The organism is Roseococcus sp. SYP-B2431, assembly GCF_004336745.1.
GTDB lineage: Bacteria > Pseudomonadota > Alphaproteobacteria > Acetobacterales > Acetobacteraceae > Roseococcus.
Genome location: NZ_SJXD01000011.1, coordinates 1,000,557 through 1,017,529 on the forward strand (window position 1 = coordinate 1,000,557; position 16,973 = coordinate 1,017,529).

14 protein-coding genes are annotated in these 16,973 nt (G+C 71.8%); 5 read left to right on the top strand and 9 right to left on the bottom strand.

The window, feature by feature from the left end:
* Nucleotides 1–69: 69 nt before the first annotated feature.
* From EJV46_RS06105 to glyA, 8 genes are all read right to left on the bottom strand, one after another.
* Nucleotides 70–1,617 (bottom strand): ABC transporter substrate-binding protein, encoded by a 1,548-nt coding sequence (locus EJV46_RS06105; RefSeq protein WP_165585366.1) that lies wholly within the window; start codon nt 1,615–1,617, stop codon nt 70–72.
* A 66-nt stretch (nt 1,618–1,683) separates the two neighbouring features.
* Nucleotides 1,684–3,021: an LLM class flavin-dependent oxidoreductase gene (locus tag EJV46_RS06110; RefSeq protein ID WP_206020711.1), complete on the bottom strand. Its 1,338-nt coding sequence runs from the start codon at nt 3,019–3,021 to the stop codon at nt 1,684–1,686.
* Between the two features lie 105 nt (nt 3,022–3,126).
* Nucleotides 3,127–3,924 (bottom strand): MetQ/NlpA family ABC transporter substrate-binding protein, encoded by a 798-nt coding sequence (locus tag EJV46_RS06115; protein WP_206020712.1) that lies wholly within the window; start codon nt 3,922–3,924, stop codon nt 3,127–3,129.
* 16 nt (nt 3,925–3,940) lie between these two features.
* Complete coding sequence (locus EJV46_RS06120; RefSeq protein ID WP_206020713.1) at nt 3,941–4,603, bottom strand: methionine ABC transporter permease; 663 nt, start codon at nt 4,601–4,603, stop codon at nt 3,941–3,943.
* Between the two features lie 111 nt (nt 4,604–4,714).
* Nucleotides 4,715–5,770, bottom strand: coding sequence for a methionine ABC transporter ATP-binding protein (locus EJV46_RS06125; protein ID WP_131547675.1), 1,056 nt, complete (start codon nt 5,768–5,770; stop codon nt 4,715–4,717).
* A 74-nt stretch (nt 5,771–5,844) separates the two neighbouring features.
* On the bottom strand, nt 5,845–6,828 hold the full coding sequence (locus tag EJV46_RS06130) for a tripartite tricarboxylate transporter substrate binding protein (protein WP_131547676.1): 984 nt from the start codon (nt 6,826–6,828) through the stop codon (nt 5,845–5,847).
* A complete protein-coding gene (locus EJV46_RS06135) occupies nt 6,828–7,583 on the bottom strand; it encodes an SDR family NAD(P)-dependent oxidoreductase (RefSeq protein ID WP_240782420.1) in 756 nt (251 codons plus the stop codon). Before EJV46_RS06135 ends, EJV46_RS06130 begins: the two co-directional genes overlap by 1 nt.
* A gap of 39 nt (nt 7,584–7,622) precedes the next feature.
* Nucleotides 7,623–8,849, bottom strand: a complete 1,227-nt coding sequence (glyA, locus tag EJV46_RS06140; protein ID WP_131547677.1) for a serine hydroxymethyltransferase — start codon at nt 8,847–8,849, stop codon at nt 7,623–7,625.
* Between the two features lie 131 nt (nt 8,850–8,980).
* Between glyA and EJV46_RS06145 the strand changes: the two genes are divergently transcribed.
* From EJV46_RS06145 to EJV46_RS06165, 5 genes are read left to right on the top strand one after another with little or no spacing between them, the layout of a single operon-like run.
* Nucleotides 8,981–11,038, top strand: a complete 2,058-nt coding sequence (locus EJV46_RS06145) for a hydantoinase/oxoprolinase family protein (protein ID WP_240782453.1) — start codon at nt 8,981–8,983, stop codon at nt 11,036–11,038.
* Nucleotides 11,035–12,753, top strand: a complete 1,719-nt coding sequence (locus tag EJV46_RS06150; protein WP_131547679.1) for a hydantoinase B/oxoprolinase family protein — start codon at nt 11,035–11,037, stop codon at nt 12,751–12,753. The genes EJV46_RS06145 and EJV46_RS06150 overlap by 4 nt, the downstream gene beginning before the upstream one ends.
* A gap of 40 nt (nt 12,754–12,793) precedes the next feature.
* A complete protein-coding gene (locus EJV46_RS06155; protein WP_165585367.1) occupies nt 12,794–13,738 on the top strand; it encodes a tripartite tricarboxylate transporter substrate binding protein in 945 nt (314 codons plus the stop codon).
* A 29-nt stretch (nt 13,739–13,767) separates the two neighbouring features.
* A complete protein-coding gene (locus EJV46_RS06160; RefSeq protein ID WP_165585368.1) occupies nt 13,768–14,751 on the top strand; it encodes a tripartite tricarboxylate transporter substrate binding protein in 984 nt (327 codons plus the stop codon).
* Complete coding sequence (locus EJV46_RS06165) at nt 14,748–16,010, top strand: selenocysteine synthase (protein ID WP_131547682.1); 1,263 nt, start codon at nt 14,748–14,750, stop codon at nt 16,008–16,010. The genes EJV46_RS06160 and EJV46_RS06165 overlap by 4 nt, the downstream gene beginning before the upstream one ends.
* A gap of 30 nt (nt 16,011–16,040) precedes the next feature.
* Here the strand turns inward: EJV46_RS06165 and EJV46_RS06170 are convergent, their stop codons facing one another.
* Nucleotides 16,041–16,907 (bottom strand): transglutaminase family protein, encoded by an 867-nt coding sequence (locus EJV46_RS06170; protein WP_131547683.1) that lies wholly within the window; start codon nt 16,905–16,907, stop codon nt 16,041–16,043.
* Nucleotides 16,908–16,973: the final 66 nt, after the last annotated feature.

Consider the following 16,973-nt stretch of genomic DNA (forward strand, 5'->3'; position numbering starts at 1 on the left):
CAGGGCTCTGCTTCGGACATCGCAGTTCCACGGCGCGGGCACGCTGGCCCGCGCCGCCTCAGCCCGGCGCTATTTCCACTTCGCCAGGTAGAAGCGCGGCAGCTCGTCCGGGAAGGCCTTGAACTCGAGCTGCCGCGAGAAGGCGTAGGTGTTCACGTAGGTGTGCAGCGGCAGGAAATAGGCCTGCTCCGTCGCGCGGCGGATCGCGGCCGAATAGGCGCGCTTGCGCACCTCCTCATCCGCGCTGGCGCCGCCCTCGGCGAGGAGGCGGTGCAGCTCGGGGTCGCGCGCGTAATCGTCGAGGCTGCCTTCGCCGAACCAGTTGGGCATGAAGGCCGAGACGTCGTTGATCGAGTAGCTGCCCCAGCTGCCCATCGACATGGCGAGCTCGCCGCGCCAGGAGCGCTGGATGAGCGCCGCCACCTGCAGCATGTTCAGCCGCGCGCGGATGCCGACGGCCTGCAGGTAGCTCTGCACCGCCTCGGACCATTGCCGCGGCTGCACGTAGCTGGTGAGCTCGATGTCGAAGCCGTTGGGATAGCCGGCCTCGGCCAGCAGCTCGCGCGCCTTGGCGGGGTTGTAGTCGTAGCGCACGGCGGCGTCGCCGTCGCAGCCGAACTGCGAGGGGAAGCAGGGCGCCGGCGGCACGCGCGAGCCGCCGGTGACGAGGCGGTCGGCCATGCTCTGGCGGTCGATCGCGTGCCACACCGCCTGGCGCACCTTGAGCTTGGTCATCGGATTGTCGGCGCCGCTGCGGCCCGAGGCGTCGAGCATGAGGTAGCCCACGCGCATCGATTCCTGCCGCAGCGTCTGCAGCGTGGGGAGGCGGTTCACGTTGGGGATCTGGTCCGGGTTCATGTTCCAGATCCAGTCCACGCGCTGGGACAGCAGCTCGGTCAGCTCGGTCGCGGCGTCGGTGACGAAGCGCGCGGTGATCTTGCGGATCGCCGGGCGCCCCTTGGGCCCGCCCTGGTAGTAGCCGTCGAAGCGCTCGTATTCGACGATGGAGGCGATATCCACCCGGGTGATCTTGTACGGCCCGGTGCCGACCGGCGCGCGGGCATAGCCCTCGGGCCCGACGCGCTCGCGATAGGCCTTGGGCCAGATGGGCCCGACCAGCGCCAGGTATTCGAGCGCGGCCGGGGTCGGCCGCTTCATGCGCAGGCGGACGGAGAAGTCGCCCGTCTTCTCGACGGTGTCGATCCAGGAGTAGTTGCTCGGCGTCGCGACGCGCGCCTCTGGCTTGCTCACCGTGTTGAGCGTGTAGACCACGTCATCGGCGGAGAAATCGCTGCCGTCGTGGAACTTCACGCCCTGGCGCAGGGTGAAGTCGAGCGTCGTGGTGTCGACCAGCTTCCACTCGGTGGCGAGGGCGGGGACGATGCGGAAGGTCTCGGGGTCGCGATGGACCAGCCCGTCCCAGGCCTGGTGCGAGAGGATCAGCCCGGTGCGCTGGTTGTTGAAATAGGCGTCGATGTTCGGGACGGAGTCACGGAACACCACGCGCAGCGTGTCGGCGCTGCGCTGCGCCTCCGCCGCGCCGGAGATGAGGGCGGGAAGGCCGAAGCCGCCGGCCGCGGCGATCCCCTTTCCGAAAGTGCGACGTCCGATGTTCATGTCCCGAGGCTCCCGCTTGTGCGGGGGAAGCCTAGGGAGAAGGCGGCCCATCCCGCAAGGGCGGCGCTATTCGGCGGCCTGCGAGCGCGCCGCGAAAAAGCGGTTCTCCGGGCGCGGCAGGCCGAGATGCTCGCGAAGGGTCGTGCCTTCATATTCCTTGCGGAACAGACCGCGCGCCTGCAGCTCGGGCACCACCTGCACTACGAAGTCGTCGAGGCCGCCAGGAACGTAAGGGAACATGACGTTGAAGCCGTCGCAGGCCCGGGTCTCCAGCCATTCCTCCATGGTGTCGGCGATGGTCCGCGGCGTGCCAGTGATCGCGGCACCGCCATAGCCGCCGAGCCGCTGGGCGAGCTGCCGGACGGTGAGTTTGTCTCGCCTGCCCATGTCGATGGCGCGCTCCCGGCCGGACTTGCTGTTCTCCGTCTCCGGGACCTCCGGCAGCGGCGCATCGGGATCGAAGGCGCGGGCATCCAGGCCGAGCACGCTGGAGAGCGAGCCGATCGCGCTTTCGTAATGCACCAGGCTGTCGAGATGCGCGCGCTTGGCCTTGGCCTCCTCGTCGGTGTCCCCCACCACCACGAGCGCGCCGGGCAGGATCTTGAGGTGGTCGGGATTGCGGCCGATCGCCGCCGCCCTTGCCTTCACGTCGGCATAGAAGGCGCGCGCATCGGCAATCGGCCCGCCGGCCGCGAAGATCATCTCGGCCGTCTCGGCGCCGATCTGGCGGCCGGCCTCCGAGGCGCCCGCCTGCACGATCACCGGCCAGCCCTGCACCGGCCGCGCCACGTTCAGCGGGCCGCGCACGGAGAGCTCGGGGCCCTTGTGGTTGAGCACGTGCATGCGGGCCGGATCCCAGAAGATGCCGCTCTCCACGTCGCGGATGAAGGCGTCGTCGGCGAAGCTGTCCCATAACCCGGTGACCACATCGTAGAATTCGCGGGCGCGCCTGTAGCGCTCGCCGTGGGCCATGTGCTCGTCCTGGCCGAAGTTGAGCGCGGCGTCGGGGTTCGCGGTGGTGACGAGGTTCCAGCCCGCGCGGCCGTTCGAGATGTGGTCGAGCGACGCGAACTTGCGGGCCACATGATAGGGGTCGTTGTAGGTCGTGGAGGCCGTGGCGATCAGGCCGATGCGCTCGGTGACGGCGGCCAGCGCGGGCAGCAGCGTCATGGGGTCGAAGCTCGTCACCGTATGGCTGCGGCGGAGCGATTCGATCGGCATGTTCAGCAGCGCGAGGTGGTCCGCCATGAAGAAGGCGTCGAACTTGCCGCGCTCCAGCGTCTGGGTGAGGCGCGCAAGCTTCGGGAAGAAGAAGTTCGCGTCGGGCCAGGCGCCGGGATAGCGCCAGGCGCCGGTGTGGATGGAGACGGGGCGCATGAAGGCGCCCAGGTGAAGCTGACGCATCGCTTGCTCCTTGAGGGGCCTCTGCCCCTCAAACAACCCAGCAAGAACCTCAGGTTCTTGCATCTCCGATCACTTGAAGGGTCCAGGGGGCGGAGCCCCTTGGTCTCAGAACGCCGGAACGACGGAGCCCTGGAAGGTCGTCGCGACGAAGTCCTTCACCTCCTGATTCTGATATGCGGCGAGAAGCCGCCTTGCCCAGGGAGCGCCGGCATCCTGCTGCCGCACCACGATGAGATTGGCATAGGGGCTGTCGGCGCTCTCCAGCGCGAGGGCGTCGCGCACCGGGTTGAGCCCGGCCGAGATGGCGAAGTTGCTGTTGATGGCGGCCGCCTCCACCTCGTCCAGCGCCCGCGGCAGCTGCGCCGCCTCCAGCTCGACCACGCGCAGGCGGCGCGGATTGGCGGCGATGTCGGCGACGGTCGCGCGGAAGTCCGCGCCCGCGCGCAGGGTGAACGCGCCGTTGTTGGCGAGCAGCACCAGCGCGCGGCCGCCATTGGTCGGATCGTTCGGGATGGCGATGCGGCCGCCCTGCGGCACCTCGGCCAGTCTCCGGTGCTTCCGCGAGTAGAGGCCCATCGGGAAGATCAGCGTCTTGCCCAGGGCGACCAGCGCCAGGCGGCGGTCGCGCACCTGCTGGTCCAGGAAGGGCTGGTGCTGGTAGCTGTTGGCGTCCAGGTCGCCGGCCGCCAGCGCGGCATTGGGCTGGATGTAGTCCTGGAACTCGACGACGCGGATCGCGAGCCCGTCGCGGGCGGCGATCTCGCGCACCTTCTCCATCACCTGCGCATGCGGCCCGGCGGTGACGCCGATGCTGAGCGGACGCTGCGCGGAGCCGATGTCCTGGGCCTGCGCGGCGGCCGGGAGCGCGAGCCCGGCGAGAATGAGGGGGCGGCGGGAGATCATCACGGCAACTCCAGGATCAACGGTGGGACACGCGCCGGACCAGCCAGTCGCCGAGCGACTGCAGCCCTTGCACGAAGACGATGAGGAGGATCACGACGGTCGCCATCACCTCGGGCATGAAGCGCTGGTAGCCGAAGCGGATGCCGAGGTCGCCGAGCCCGCCGCCGCCGATGGCGCCTGCCATGGCGGAGAAGCCGACCAGCGAGACCAGCGCGACGGTGGTGGCGGCGATGATGCCGGGCAGCGCCTCGGGCACCAGCACCCGGGTCACGATCTGTAGCCGCGTGGCGCCCATGGCGCGCGCGGCCTCGATCACGCCCTTGTCCACCTCGTGCAGCGCATTCTCGAACAGCCGCGCGAGGAAGGCCGTCGCCGCGAGCGCCAGCGGCACGATGGCCGCGCCGGTGCCGATCGAGGTTCCCGCGACGAGGCGCGTGAAGGGGATGATCGCCACCATCAGGATGATGAAGGGCGTCGAGCGCGCCGCGTTCACGACCAGCCCGAGGGGGCGGTTGACCCAGGGATTGGGGCTGAGCCCGTCCCGGTCGGTGACGCGCAGCAGCAGCGCGATCGGCAGGCCGAGCGCGACGGCGATGGCCGCCGCGGCTCCGACCATGATCAGCGTCTCCCAGAAGGCTTCCAGCAGCAGGTCCTGCATGGTCTCGGTGAGCCAGCTCATCTCGCCTCCGATCGGCGGAAGGCTTCGGCCCGGCGACGTGAAACGGCGGCGCTCATACTTCGATCTCCGATCGGCGAAGGACCTCGGCCCGGAGACGTGACCCAGCGGCGCTCATGTTTCGATCTCCGTGACCGTGAGGCCCAGGCCGCGCATCCAGTCGAAGCTCGCGGCGATCTTTTCCCGCGGCCCATAGGCCGCAAGCGCCATCACGCCGAAGGGCTCGCCCGCGATCTCGTCGATGCGGCCGGAGACGATGTTGATGTCGATGCCGAAATCCCGGCTCGCCTCGCTCACCACGGCGCGCGTGCTGTTCGGCCCGGCGAAGATCACCTGGGCGATCTGCCGCACCTCGCCCGGCCCGGGCTCGGGCAGCCGCGCGATCGTCGTCGCCGGCACGGAATGGCCCACCACCTCGGAGACGAAGTGCCGCGTCGTCGGCTGCTCCGGCCGGGTGAAGACGTCGAAGACGCGGCCCTGCTCGATGATGCGGCCGGCCTCCATCACCGCCACGCGGTCGCAGATGGCCTTCACCACCCCCATCTCATGGGTGATGAGCAGCACGGTCAGGTCCAGCCGGTCGCGCAGCCCGCGGACGAGCGAGAGAATCTCCTGCGTCGTCTCGGGGTCGAGCGCGCTGGTCGCCTCGTCGCAGAGCAGGAGGCCGGGCCGCGAGGCCAGGGCGCGGGCGATGCCAACCCGCTGCTTCTGCCCGCCCGAGAGCTGCGCGGGATAGGCGTCGCGCTTCCCCTCCAGCCCGACCAGCGGCAGGATCTCGTCCACCCGCGCCCGCCGCCCGGCGCGTGACAGGCCCGCGATCTCCAGCGGGAAGGCGACGTTCTCGGCCACCGTCCGCCGCGTGTGCAGGTTGAAGTGCTGGAACACCATGCCGATGCCCCGCCGCGCCGCGCGCAGCCCCGCATCGTCCAGCGCCAGCATGTCCTGGCCGAGGACGGAAATGCCGCCGGCATCCGGCCGCTCCAGCAGGTTCACCGTCCGGATCAGCGTGGACTTGCCCGCGCCCGAGCGCCCGACGATCCCGAAGATCTCCCCTGCGCGCACCTCGAGCGACACGTCGTCGAGCGCGAGCGTCCCGCCCGCCGCGAAGCGCTTGCGCAGGCCGGTCAGGGCGATGGCCGTCACGTCGAGGGCTCCGGGAATATCACGCATACTCGACGTGATATCGGATCTATCCCGCCCGCGTGAAGTGTTTTCGCGGGCGGGCAGCCATGCCGAAACCAGGCCTATTCGGGTTGGACGCCGGCCAGCCGCAGCAGCGTCTGGGCGCGCTCGAAGTCGCGCTGGATGTAGGCGTCCAGCTCGGCGCCCTTCTGGAACAGCGGCACGATGGCCAGCCCCTCCAGCCGGGTCCTCACCGCCGGCTCGGCCATGATGGCCTCGACCTCGCCGGCGATGCGGGCGGTGACGGTGTCCGGCGTGCGCGGCGGCGCCCACACCACCCACCAGGACTGCGCGTCCACCTCGGGAAAGCCGGATTCCGCCGTGGTCGCGAGGTCCGGCGCGGCGGCGTTGCGGCGCGGCGCCGTCAGGGCCAGGCCGTGCAGGTTGCCGGCGCGCACCGGCGGCAGCATGGCCAGCATCGGGTCGATCTGGACGCCGATATTGCCACCCATCAGGTCGGCCAACGCCGGCGTCGTGCCGCGATAGGGCACCAGCGTCAGGTCGGCGCCGATCGCGCGCGTGAACTGGATGGTCGAGAGATGCCCCGCCGAGCCCAGCGCCGAGACGCCGAAGGACCAGTCGCGCGGATTGGCGATGGCCGCGGCCTTCACCTCGGCCATGGTCTTCTGCGGCCGGTTCGGGTTGCAGGCGATGAGGCAAGGCCCCTCGCCGGTCCGCGCGATCGGCTTGAGGTCGGTCAGCGGGTCGTAGCCCGGGTTGCGCATCACCAGCCGCGCAATGGTCTGCACGCTGGCCGAGACGAGCAGCGTGTAGCCGTCCGGCGTGGCCTGCGAGACGGCGATGCCGCCGATCGTGCCATTGGCGCCGGTGCGGTTCTCGACGGTGAAGGTCTGCCCGGTCCGCTCCTGCAGGCGCCCGGCGATGACGCGGGCCATCACGTCCACGGAGCCGCCGGCCGCGAAGGGCACCACGATGCGGACGGGCCGGTTCGGCCAGGCGGTCTGCGCGACGGCCGGCGGCGCCGCGAGGGGGGCGGCCAGCGGCATCGCGGCGGCGGCGGTCAGGAGGGTGCGGCGCGTCGTCATCAGAAGGGCTCCTTGTAGGGTCGCAGGTCGAGTTCGAGCGTCCAGGCCGAGCGGTGCTGGCAATGCAGCTGCCAATAGGCCTCGGCGATCGCATCGATATTCAGCAGCCCGTCCTCGCCGGCCGCCGCCGCGCGCTCCGGGTGGCGCGCGCGCAGCCGCTCGCCGTCGATGCCGCCGTCGATGACGACATGCGCGACGTGCAGGCCGAGCGGCCCGAGCTCCCGCGCGGCCGATTGCGCGAGCACCCGCAGCCCCGCCTTCGCCGCGGCGAAGGCCGCGAAATGGGCCGCGCCCCGCAGGCTCGCCGTGGCTCCCGTGAAGATCAGCGTGCCGCGGCCCTGGGGCACCATCCGCCGCGCCGCCTCGCGTCCCACCACGAAGCCGCCCAGCGTGTTGGTGCGCCAGGCCTCCTCGAAGGTCTCGACCGAGATCTCGCGGAAGGCCGCGCGGATGTTCACGCCCGCGTTGAAGACGACGGCCCCGGGGTTCTGCGCGCGGTCGAACAGCCGGCCGACCTGCACGGAGTCGGCGGCGTCCGCGACCACCGCCTCGGCCGAGCCGCCCGCCGCCTCGATGCCGGCCACGACGGTAGCGAGCTTGTCCATGGTCCGGCCGGCCAGGATCACGCGATGGCCCTCGCGCGCGAACCGGCGGGCGACGGCCGCGCCCAGCCCATGTTCGGCGCCGACGCCGACGATGATCGCTTCCGGAAGCATGCTGCGATGCAGGCTGCCCGTCATCCGGAACGGGAGCAAGCAGGAGTCGCCGGGCGGCCTCCTCGCTGCCGACCCGAGCTATTCCAGGCCCGGAGGAACCGGATGTCGCCGTGCGAGCGCCGCCATCTCCGCGGCGAAGCCGGCATCCTCCGCCTCGCCGAGCAGGAAGCGGCCCAGCCCGAGGCCCAACGCCCGGAAGCCCGGCGCGTTGAGCCCGCGGATCGCCATCGGCGTGGAGCCCAGCCGCAGGCCCGCGCGGCCCGGCAGCGTCGTCGTATTCGCCGCGACCCCATGCCGGAACAGGGTCCCGGCCTCTGCCCGTGGCGTCTCCGCGACCACCATGTGCGTCCCCGTGCCGCCCGCATAGAGCGGCACCCCCGCCGCGGAGAGTCCCTCGGCCAGGGCCTGCGCGCCCTCCACCACGCGCCGCATCAGCACACGGAACTCCGGCCGCGCCACCAGCCCGAACAGTGCCGCCCGCGCCGCGATGATGTGCCCGCCCGGCGCCGCCTGCAGCCCCGGCGCCAGCGCCGCGTCGATCGCCGCCGCATGCTCCGCGCGGCACAGGATCAGCCCACCCGTGCGCGGCCCGCACATCGTCTTGTGCGTCGAGCTCGTCACCACGTCGCAGAAGGGCACCGGGTTCTCATGCAGCCCCGCCAGGATCAGCCCGGACACATGCGCGACATCCGCAAAGATCAGCGCCCCGACGCCGCGTGCGATCCCCGCCAGCCGGGAGAAGTCCAGCGGCAGCGGATAGGCGCTGGAGCCGGCGACAATCATGCGCGGCCGGAAAACCTGGGCCCGGGCCGCGGCAGCCTCGTAGTCCACGACGCCGTCCTCGCGCACGCCGAAGAAGGCGACCTCGTGCTCCTGGCCGGAGATATGCTTCGCAGCGCCATGGCTGCCATGGCGGCCCGCCGAGGGGTCGAAGGCCAGGATGCGCTCGCCCCGCCGCAGCAGGCCCCGCAGGACCGCGACATTCGCGATGGTCGAGGACAGCGCCTGGATATTGGCGTGCTCGGCGCCGAAGAGCGCGCGGGCCCGCGCGCAGGCCAGCTCCTCGATGGCATCCATCACAGCGCCGCCGCCGAAGCCCCGTCGCGGAGGATATCCCGACGCGTTCTTGTCCACCAGCACCGAAGCCTCCGCCTCCAGCGCGGCGCGCGGCGAATAGGTCTCGGAGGCGACGAGGTTCACGGTGGCGGCATTCTGCGCTCTCTGCGCCGCGAGGAGGCGCTCCAGCTCGGGATCCGCCTGGGCGAGAGAGTCCGCAAAGAAATTATTCCAAGGAATGTTTTGCATTCGCGGTCCTTTTCTTTCGTCGTTGACAAGCTTCGGCCGCCGATTTGTAGTGTCAACCGGACAATCGCGAATAGCAATGTCGTGAAGCCATTTGAAGGAACAGTCCCATCGGAACTCCCGGAGTCCTCAGGATCGGCCTCGACGTCGGCGGCACCTTCACCGACGTCTTCCTCGCGGACGGCGCAACTGGCGAGACCGTCCGCCACAAGCTCTCCTCCACGCCTGAGAATCCCGATCTCGCGCCCGTGCAGGGCATCCGCGAGATCCTGGCCCTGGCCGGGCGCGGCGCGGAGGAGGTCGGCTTCATCGGCCTCGGCACCACTGTCGCCACGAACGCGCTCCTGGAGCGCCGGCTGGCCCGCACCGGGCTGATCACCACGGAAGGTTTCCGTGACCTGCTGGAGATCGGCCGGCAGCGCCGCCCGCATGTCTACGATCTCTTCGCCCGCCGTCCCCTGCCTTTGGCGCCGCGCGAGCTGCGCTTCGAGGTGCGCGAGCGCATGGCCGCCGACGGCTCCGTCCTGCTGCCGCTCGACGAGGAGGGCCTGCGCGCCGCCGTCGCGGGCCTGCGCGCGGCCGGCTGCGAGAGCGTGGCCGTCTGCTTCCTCCACGCCTATGCCAATCCCGCCCATGAGCGCCGCGCGGCGGAGATCCTGCGCGCCGAATGGCCGGAGGTCGCGCTCACCGTCGCCACCGATCTGCTTCCCGAGTTCCGCGAATACGAACGGCTCAGCTCGACCGTCGTCAACGCCGCGCTGATGCCGGTGATGCGGCGCTACCTCGCCCGCTTCCGCGCTGCAGTGGCCGAGCTCGGCGTCACCGTCCCTCCCTGGGTGATGACCTCGGGCGGCGGCGTCTTCTCCACCGAGCTTGCGGCGGAGCGGCCGCTCGACACGCTGCTCTCCGGCCCCTCGGGCGGGGTCAGCGCCACGCTGCATCTCGGCCGCGCGGCGGGCTTCGCCAACCTCGTCACCTTCGACATGGGCGGCACCTCCACCGACGTCTGCCTGATCCGTGCCATGCGGCCGGAGGTCACGCAGACCCGCCAGATCGACGGGCTTCCCATCCGCTCCGCGGCGGTGGACGTGCATACGGTGGGCGCCGGGGGCAGCAGCATGGCCTGGGTGGATGCGGGTGGGCTGCTGCGCGTCGGGCCGCGCTCGGCCGGCGCGAAGCCGGGGCCGGCCTGCTACCGCCAGGGCGGAACGGAGCCGACCGTGACGGACGCCAACGTCGTGCTCGGCCGGCTCAATCCCACGCACCTGCTCGCCGGAAGGCTGGCGATCGACGCCGCGGCCTCGGCCGGGGCCATCGGGCGCGTGGTCGCCGGGCCGAAGGGCCTCGGCGTCGAGGATGCGGCCGCCGCCATCATCGCCATCTCCAACACCAACATCGCCCAGGCCATCCGATACGTCTCGGTGGAGCGCGGGCTCGATCCCGGCGACTTCGTGCTCGTCGCCTTCGGCGGCGCGGGGCCGCTGCACGCGGCCGAGGTCGCCCAGGAGCTCGGCATGCGCGTGCTGGTGCCGACCAGCCCCGGCCTGCTCTGCGCCATGGGCGTGCTGACCAAGGACGTGCAGGTGGATCTCAGCCAGACCCGGCTGATCCGTGACGGCGAGGCCGGCGGCGGCGAGGCCGCGGCCGCCATACTCGCCGGCCTCGCCGAGCGCGCGCGGGCGATCCTGGCGCGCAGTGGTCAGGAGACAGGACAGCTCGCCTTCGAGCAACTGGTGGATGCGCGCTACCAGGGCCAGAACTTCGAACTGCAGATCCCCCTGCCCGGCATGCCTGCGCCCAATGCGATCATCCCCGCCGTGCGCGAGGGCTTCGATGCCGAGCACCGCCGCCTCTACGGCTACGACCAGCCGGACAAGCCCATCGAACTCGTGACCTTCCGGCTGCGCGCCATGCTGCCGACCGGACAGGCGGAGGCGGTCGCGCCCTCCCGGGCGCGACGCGACGGCCCACCGCGGCCCATCGGCGAGCGCCGCGCGCATTTCCCGCAGACCGGCTTCGCCGCGACGCCGGTCTTCGCGCGCGACGACCTCCAACCGGGCGACGTGCTGCAGGGACCGCTCCTCGTCGAGCAGATGGACACCACCACCATCGTCCCGCCTGGCTTCCGCTGCACGGTGGACGCCCAGTTCAACCTTCTGCTCGACATCGAGACCCCCGGAGGCAACGCATGACCGCCGCCAGCACCGAGATCATCGCGAGCGGACTCGAGGCCGCGGCCTGGGAGATGTGCGCAAGCCTCATCCGCACCGCCTATTCGCCGAACGTGAAGGAGAGGGCGGACTGCTCCACCGCGCTTGTCGACCTGCAGGGCCGCACCCTGGCGCTGGCCACGCATGCCCCCGCGCATCTGGGCTCCACGCTGCGGCTGGTGCCCGCCATCCTCGAGCGCTTCCCGCTCGAAGAGCTGAGGCCCGGCGATGCCTTCCTCGCCAACGATCCCTATATCGTCGGCGTCACCCACCTGAACGACTGCACGCTGGCGACGCCCATCTTCGTGGACGGCCGCCCCGTGGCCTTCGCCGCCTCGGTCACCCATCATTCGGACGTGGGCGGCCGCGTGCCTGGCAGCGAGGCAGGCGACAGCACCTCCATCTTCCAGGAGGGCATCCGCTATCCGCCCATGAAGCTCATCGATGCCGGCGTGCCGCGCCGCGACGTCTGGGAGCTCTTCCTGCTGAACACGCGCACGCCGCATTTCTCGGACGGCGACCTCAAGGCGCAGATCGCCTCCAACACCCGCGGCGTGCAGCGCATGCTGGCGCTCCATGCCCGCTACGGCACGGCGGCGACCGAGGCGGCCATCGCGGCGATGCTCGACGCCAACGAGCGCCGGGCGCGCAGCCGCATCGCGAAGGTCCTGGCGCCCGGCGTCTACCAGGCCGAGGACTTCCTGGACGAGGACGGCATCAGCGACCGCCCGGTCCGCCTGGGCGTGACGCTGACGGTGGGCCATGACGGCCTGACCTTCGACTTCTCGCGCTGCGGGCCGCAGATCGCCTCGGGCAAGAACGTTCCCTACACGCATCTCATGGCCACGGTGTATTTCTGCACCAAGGCGGTGATCGATCCCGCCATGCCGGTCAACGAGGGCCTCTATCGCGCCGTCCATGTCGTGGCGCCCGAGGGCAGCGTGGTGAACCCGCGTGCCCCGGGCGGCGTGGGGTCGCGGAACCTCACCTCCATGATCCTCGCCGATGCCATCATGCAGTGCTTCGGCCAGGCCGCGCCGGACCTCGCCATGGCGGCGGGCGGGCCCTATCAGGGGATCATCCTGGCTGGCCCGGACCCGATCCGGAACCGCTTCTACGTGGACTATGAGAACTTCGCCGGCGGCCAGGGCGGCACGGCGAAGGGCGACGGGCTCGACGTCATGCAGTTGCACATGACCAACACCTCCAACCTGCCGGTGGAGGTGACGGAGCTCGAATTCCCCATGCGCGTGGAACGCTACGAGCTGATCCCGGACAGCGGCGGTGCCGGCAGGCATCGCGGCGGCCTTGGCGTCCGGCGCGACCTTCGCATCACGGCACCCGAGGCCGTGCTGGCCCTGCGCAGCGCCCGGCAGGTCTACCCGGCGCTCGGCCTGGACGGCGGGCGCGACGGCAACCTCGGCGCCTTCCTCCTCGACCCCGACGCCACGCCGGCCGGACCGCGCCTGCCTTCCACCGCCTCGGAATACGGGCTGGAAGACGGCGCGCTGCTCCGCATCGTGACCCCGGGGGGCGGCGGATACGGCGACCCGCGGGCACGCGATCCGGAAGCGGTGGCGCGCGACCTCCGGCAGGGCAAGGTCTCCACTGCGGCCGCGCGGGACGTCTATGGTGTCGTCACCGACGAGGCCGGCAGGCCGGACCTCGTCGCCACAGCCGCCCTCCGCGCACCATGAGCCTCTCCACGACAGCCTTCGCCGCAACAAGGAGCTTCGCATGATGAACCTTCGCAGCCTTGTCCTCCTTCTTCTGGCGGTGCCGGGCTTCGCCGCGGCGCAGTCCTTCCCCGACCATCCGCTGCGCATCGTCGTGCCCTTCGCGGCCGGCGGTGCCACGGATGTCACGGCGCGCGTCCTCGCCGAGGCCATGGGCGCGCAACTGTCGCAGCCCGTCGTCGTCGAGAACCGCCCGGGCGGCGGCGGCGTGGTGGGCAGCGAGGCCGTCGCCCGCGCGCCGGCCGACGGCCACACGATGCTGGTGAACAACAACAGCATCGCGGCGCTGCGCCACTTCACCCCCAATTCCCCCATCGATCCGGCCCAGGCGCTGTCCCCGGTCACCCTGCTGATCGACACGCCCATGGCGATGCTCGTCGCCAACAACGTGCCTGCCACGACCGGACAGGAATTCGTGGCGCTGGTCCGCGCCCATCCTGGTCGCTACGACTACGGCAACACGGGCGGCGGCGGCACGCTGCAGATGGCGACGCTGCTTTTCCTGCGGGCGTCCGGCGCGCGGATGAACGAGATTCCCTATCGCGGCGGCGCGCCCGCCACGCTCGATCTCCTGGCCGGGCGCATCGCGCTGCTCTTCGACACCGGCACCACCGGCTTCCAGACCGCCCGTGGCGGCGGCGCGCGGGCGCTGGCCGTCACCTCCGCCCGGCGCAGCCGCTTCGCGCCCGATATCCCCACCTGGCGGGAGATCGGCGTGGACGACGCCTTCTCCGTCTGGCAGGGCGTCTTCGTGAGCTCCGCCACCCCGCCCGCCATCCGCGAAACCCTCCGCCAGGCCATCGTGCGGGCGCTGCGCACCGAGGCCACCCAGCGCCGCTTCGCCGAGCTCGGCGCGGACAATGTACTGGGCGGCACACTCGAGGAGAGCGAGGCGGTCGTGCGTGCCGAATTCGCTCGCTGGAACAGCCTGCTGGGATCACGCTGATGCCTCATAGACAACCGGAGGGCCGCCGCATGTCCCATCTTCCGCTCCGTCGCCGCAGGCTCCTCGCCGCCTCGGCCCTTCTCCCGTCGCTCGCCGCGCCGGCGCTCGCCCAGGAGGCTCCCTGGCCCAGCAGGCCTATCCGCATCGTTGTCCCCTACCCGCCCGGCGGCGGCTCGGACGTGACGGCGCGGCTGGTGGCGACCGGGATCCAGGCCGCGCTGGGCCAGTCCGTCGTGATCGACAACCGCGCCGGCGCCTCCGGCGTGATCGGGACCGAGGCGGTGGCCCGCTCGGCGCCCGACGGCTACACGCTGCTTCTGGCCGACCTGCCGCACACCGCGGTGCCGCATCTCATGCCGAACCTGCCCTTCGACCCGGTGGCGGATTTCGCGTCGGTCTCGCTGGTGGGCGTGGCGCCGATGATCCTCTTCGCCAATCCCCGCCTGCCGGCGCGCGACGCCCGGGCCTTTGCCGAGCTCGCCCGCGCCCGGCCGGACGGCTTCTCCATCGCGCTCGCCGGCATCGGCGGCAACACGCATCTGATGTCCGAGATGTTCCAGCGCGTCACCGGGACCAAGCTGGTGCAGGTTCCCTATCGCGGCTCCGGCCCCTCCATCACGGATCTCGCGGCGGGGCAGGTCCAGGTCGCCTTCACGACGATGCTGACCGCCGCGCCCTTCCTGCAGAACAACACCATCCGCGCGCTGGGCGTCGCGACGGCCGAGCGGATGCCCGAGCTGCCCGACACGCCCACCTTCCGAGAGCAGGGCATCGATCTCGTGGCCGCGCATTGGTGGGGGCTGCTGGCGCCCGCCGGCACGCCGGCGCCGATCGTCGAGCGCGTCGCCGCCGCCCTGGCGGGCGCCGTGCAGGAGCCCACGATCCGGGCGCGCATGGCCACCATGGGGCTGGTCCCGCAGGCGACCGGGCCCGCGGCCTTCGCCAGCCTGATTCGCTCCGACCTCGCCCGCTGGGGCGAGCTCGTCCGCGCCGCGCAGATCAGGATCGAATGACCCCGCACGACCGCTTCGGCAACCCCATCGACCCCGCTGCCGGCTTCGCGCGCGGGGCCATCCTCGCCTCCGCCACCGAAGACGGGCGGCGCCAGCGCCAGGGCGTCGCCCTGATCCGCGAGCGCGTGCTGCGGCTCGGGATGGCGAGCGTCGGCATCTTCACCGGCAACCGGCGGAACTTCCTGCTGGGCGAGGCGGACATCTCCACCCTGGCCGAGGAGTGGATCGGTCCCTCCCTTTACGGCGAGGCGCTGGCGGCGGCCATCCGCGCCCATCTCGCCGCACCGCCCGAGGCCGCCTGCTTCGTCTTCAATCGCGGCAGCGCCGCCCTGGCCGCCAGCATGCTGGCCCTGGCGCCGCAGGGGCGCGTGGTCTCCGTCGTGCCGGAGACGGGCCGCTCCCATCCCTCGCTGCGCCGGGGCGCCGTCATCGCCGGCGCCGGCTTCGAGGAGATCGAGGGGATCACGGCCCTGCCGGCGCTGCTGGCGACACCGGCCTCGGTCCTGGTCGTCACCACCGTGACGAGCAGCCTCGCGCGCCTGCCCGAAGCCGGGATCGCCGAGGCCGCGGCGCTCGGCCGCCGCGCGGGCCTGCCCGTGCTGCTCGACGACGCCTATGGCGCCCGCATCCGCACGGTCCTGCACGGCGGAGCGCCGGGCTTCGCGCATGGGGCGGACCTCGTGGTCACCAATGCCGACAAGGCCGGGCTGCCCGGCCCGCGCGCGGGCGTCATGGCCGGCGACGCGGCCCTGATGGCGCGGATCATCGCCGCCGGCAGCCTCCTCGGCATGGAGGCGCGCGCGCCGGTCGCGGCCGGCGTGCTGCGCGGGCTCGAGGCCTATTCGCCGGACGACCTGCGGCACGAGGCGGCCCAGGGCACCGCGCTCAGCGGCGCGCTGATCGCCCGGCTGGGCGGCGATGCGGTCGAGCGGACCGACCTCGGGCCCATGGTCAGCGCGGATGAGGTGCTGGCACTGACCTGCGCCCGGGCCGGGATCGGCGGCCCCCCGGTCGTCCCCGTGGAGGCGACGGCCGCGCTCGGCATGCTGCTGATGCAGGGCCACGGCATCCTGACGACCAACATCGCGGGCCAGCCCGGCTCGCACCCGGCCCTGCGGCTCAAGCCCGCAGGGCCGGCGCTGGAGCGCTGCGGCGGCGTGAAAGCGGTGGCGCAGGCGGTGGACGAGGGAATCTCGGCCGTGGCGGCGATGCTGAAGGATCCGGCGGCGTTCCGGCCGCTGCTGCTCGGCCAGGGCTGATCGCGAGGGGCCGGCGGAGGCGGCGAGCCCTCAGGCCACCCGCTCCGTCGCCGGCTCCAGGTCCACGTTCACCTCGAGCCGATGCGCCCCGCCGCCGAGCAGCACGCCCCGCACCGGCGAGATGTCGGAAAAATCGCGCCCCCAGGCGAGCACCACATGCTCGTCGCGCACCACGAGGCCGTTGGTGGGATCGAGCTGCACCCATTCGTCGCCGATCCAGGCCGAGACCCAGGCGTGCGACTGGTCCGCCCCGCGCCGCCGCGCCTGGCCCGGCGGCGGGCGCGTCCGCACATAGCCCGAGACATAGCGCGCCGGCAGGCCGAGCCCGCGCAGCCCCGCCAGCATGAGCTGGGAAAAGTCCTGGCAGACGCCGCGCCGCATCCGCAGCACCTCGGCGATGGGCGTGGTGATGCTGGTCACGCCGGCCTGGAAGGTGAACTCCTGCCGGATGCGGCGATTGAGGTCGAGCAGCCCCTCCAGCACCGGCCGGCCGGGCGGGAAGCTGACGGCGGCATAGGCCGTGGCCTCGGGGATCAGCGGGACAAAGAGGGTGGGCAGCAGGAAATCCGCCGTCTCCGCGCCCAGGCCGGCGGCGGCGATCCGCTCCCAGGGAAGGCTGCGCGCGGCGGGCGGCGCCTCGGGAAAATCCACCTCGACCAGGGATTCCGCCGTCACTTCGAAGGCCGTATGCGGCGCCACCAGGAAGAGCCGCGTGGCCGCATTGCCGAAATGGTCATGCGTCTCGGTGTGATGGTCGGGCGCCGGCAGGCAGGTCAGCCGCGCCGAGAGCACGCGCTGCCCGGGCAGGATGCGCGGCTTCAGGTGCAGCAGGTGGGACGCCAGGTCCACCGTGCGCGCATAGCCGTAGGCCGTCCGATGGCGGAGGCTGTAGATCATGCGGCGGCCCATGCGGCGGCCGTTGGCGGGCGAATCATCCCCCCACAATGCCGGATGCGCGGCGGC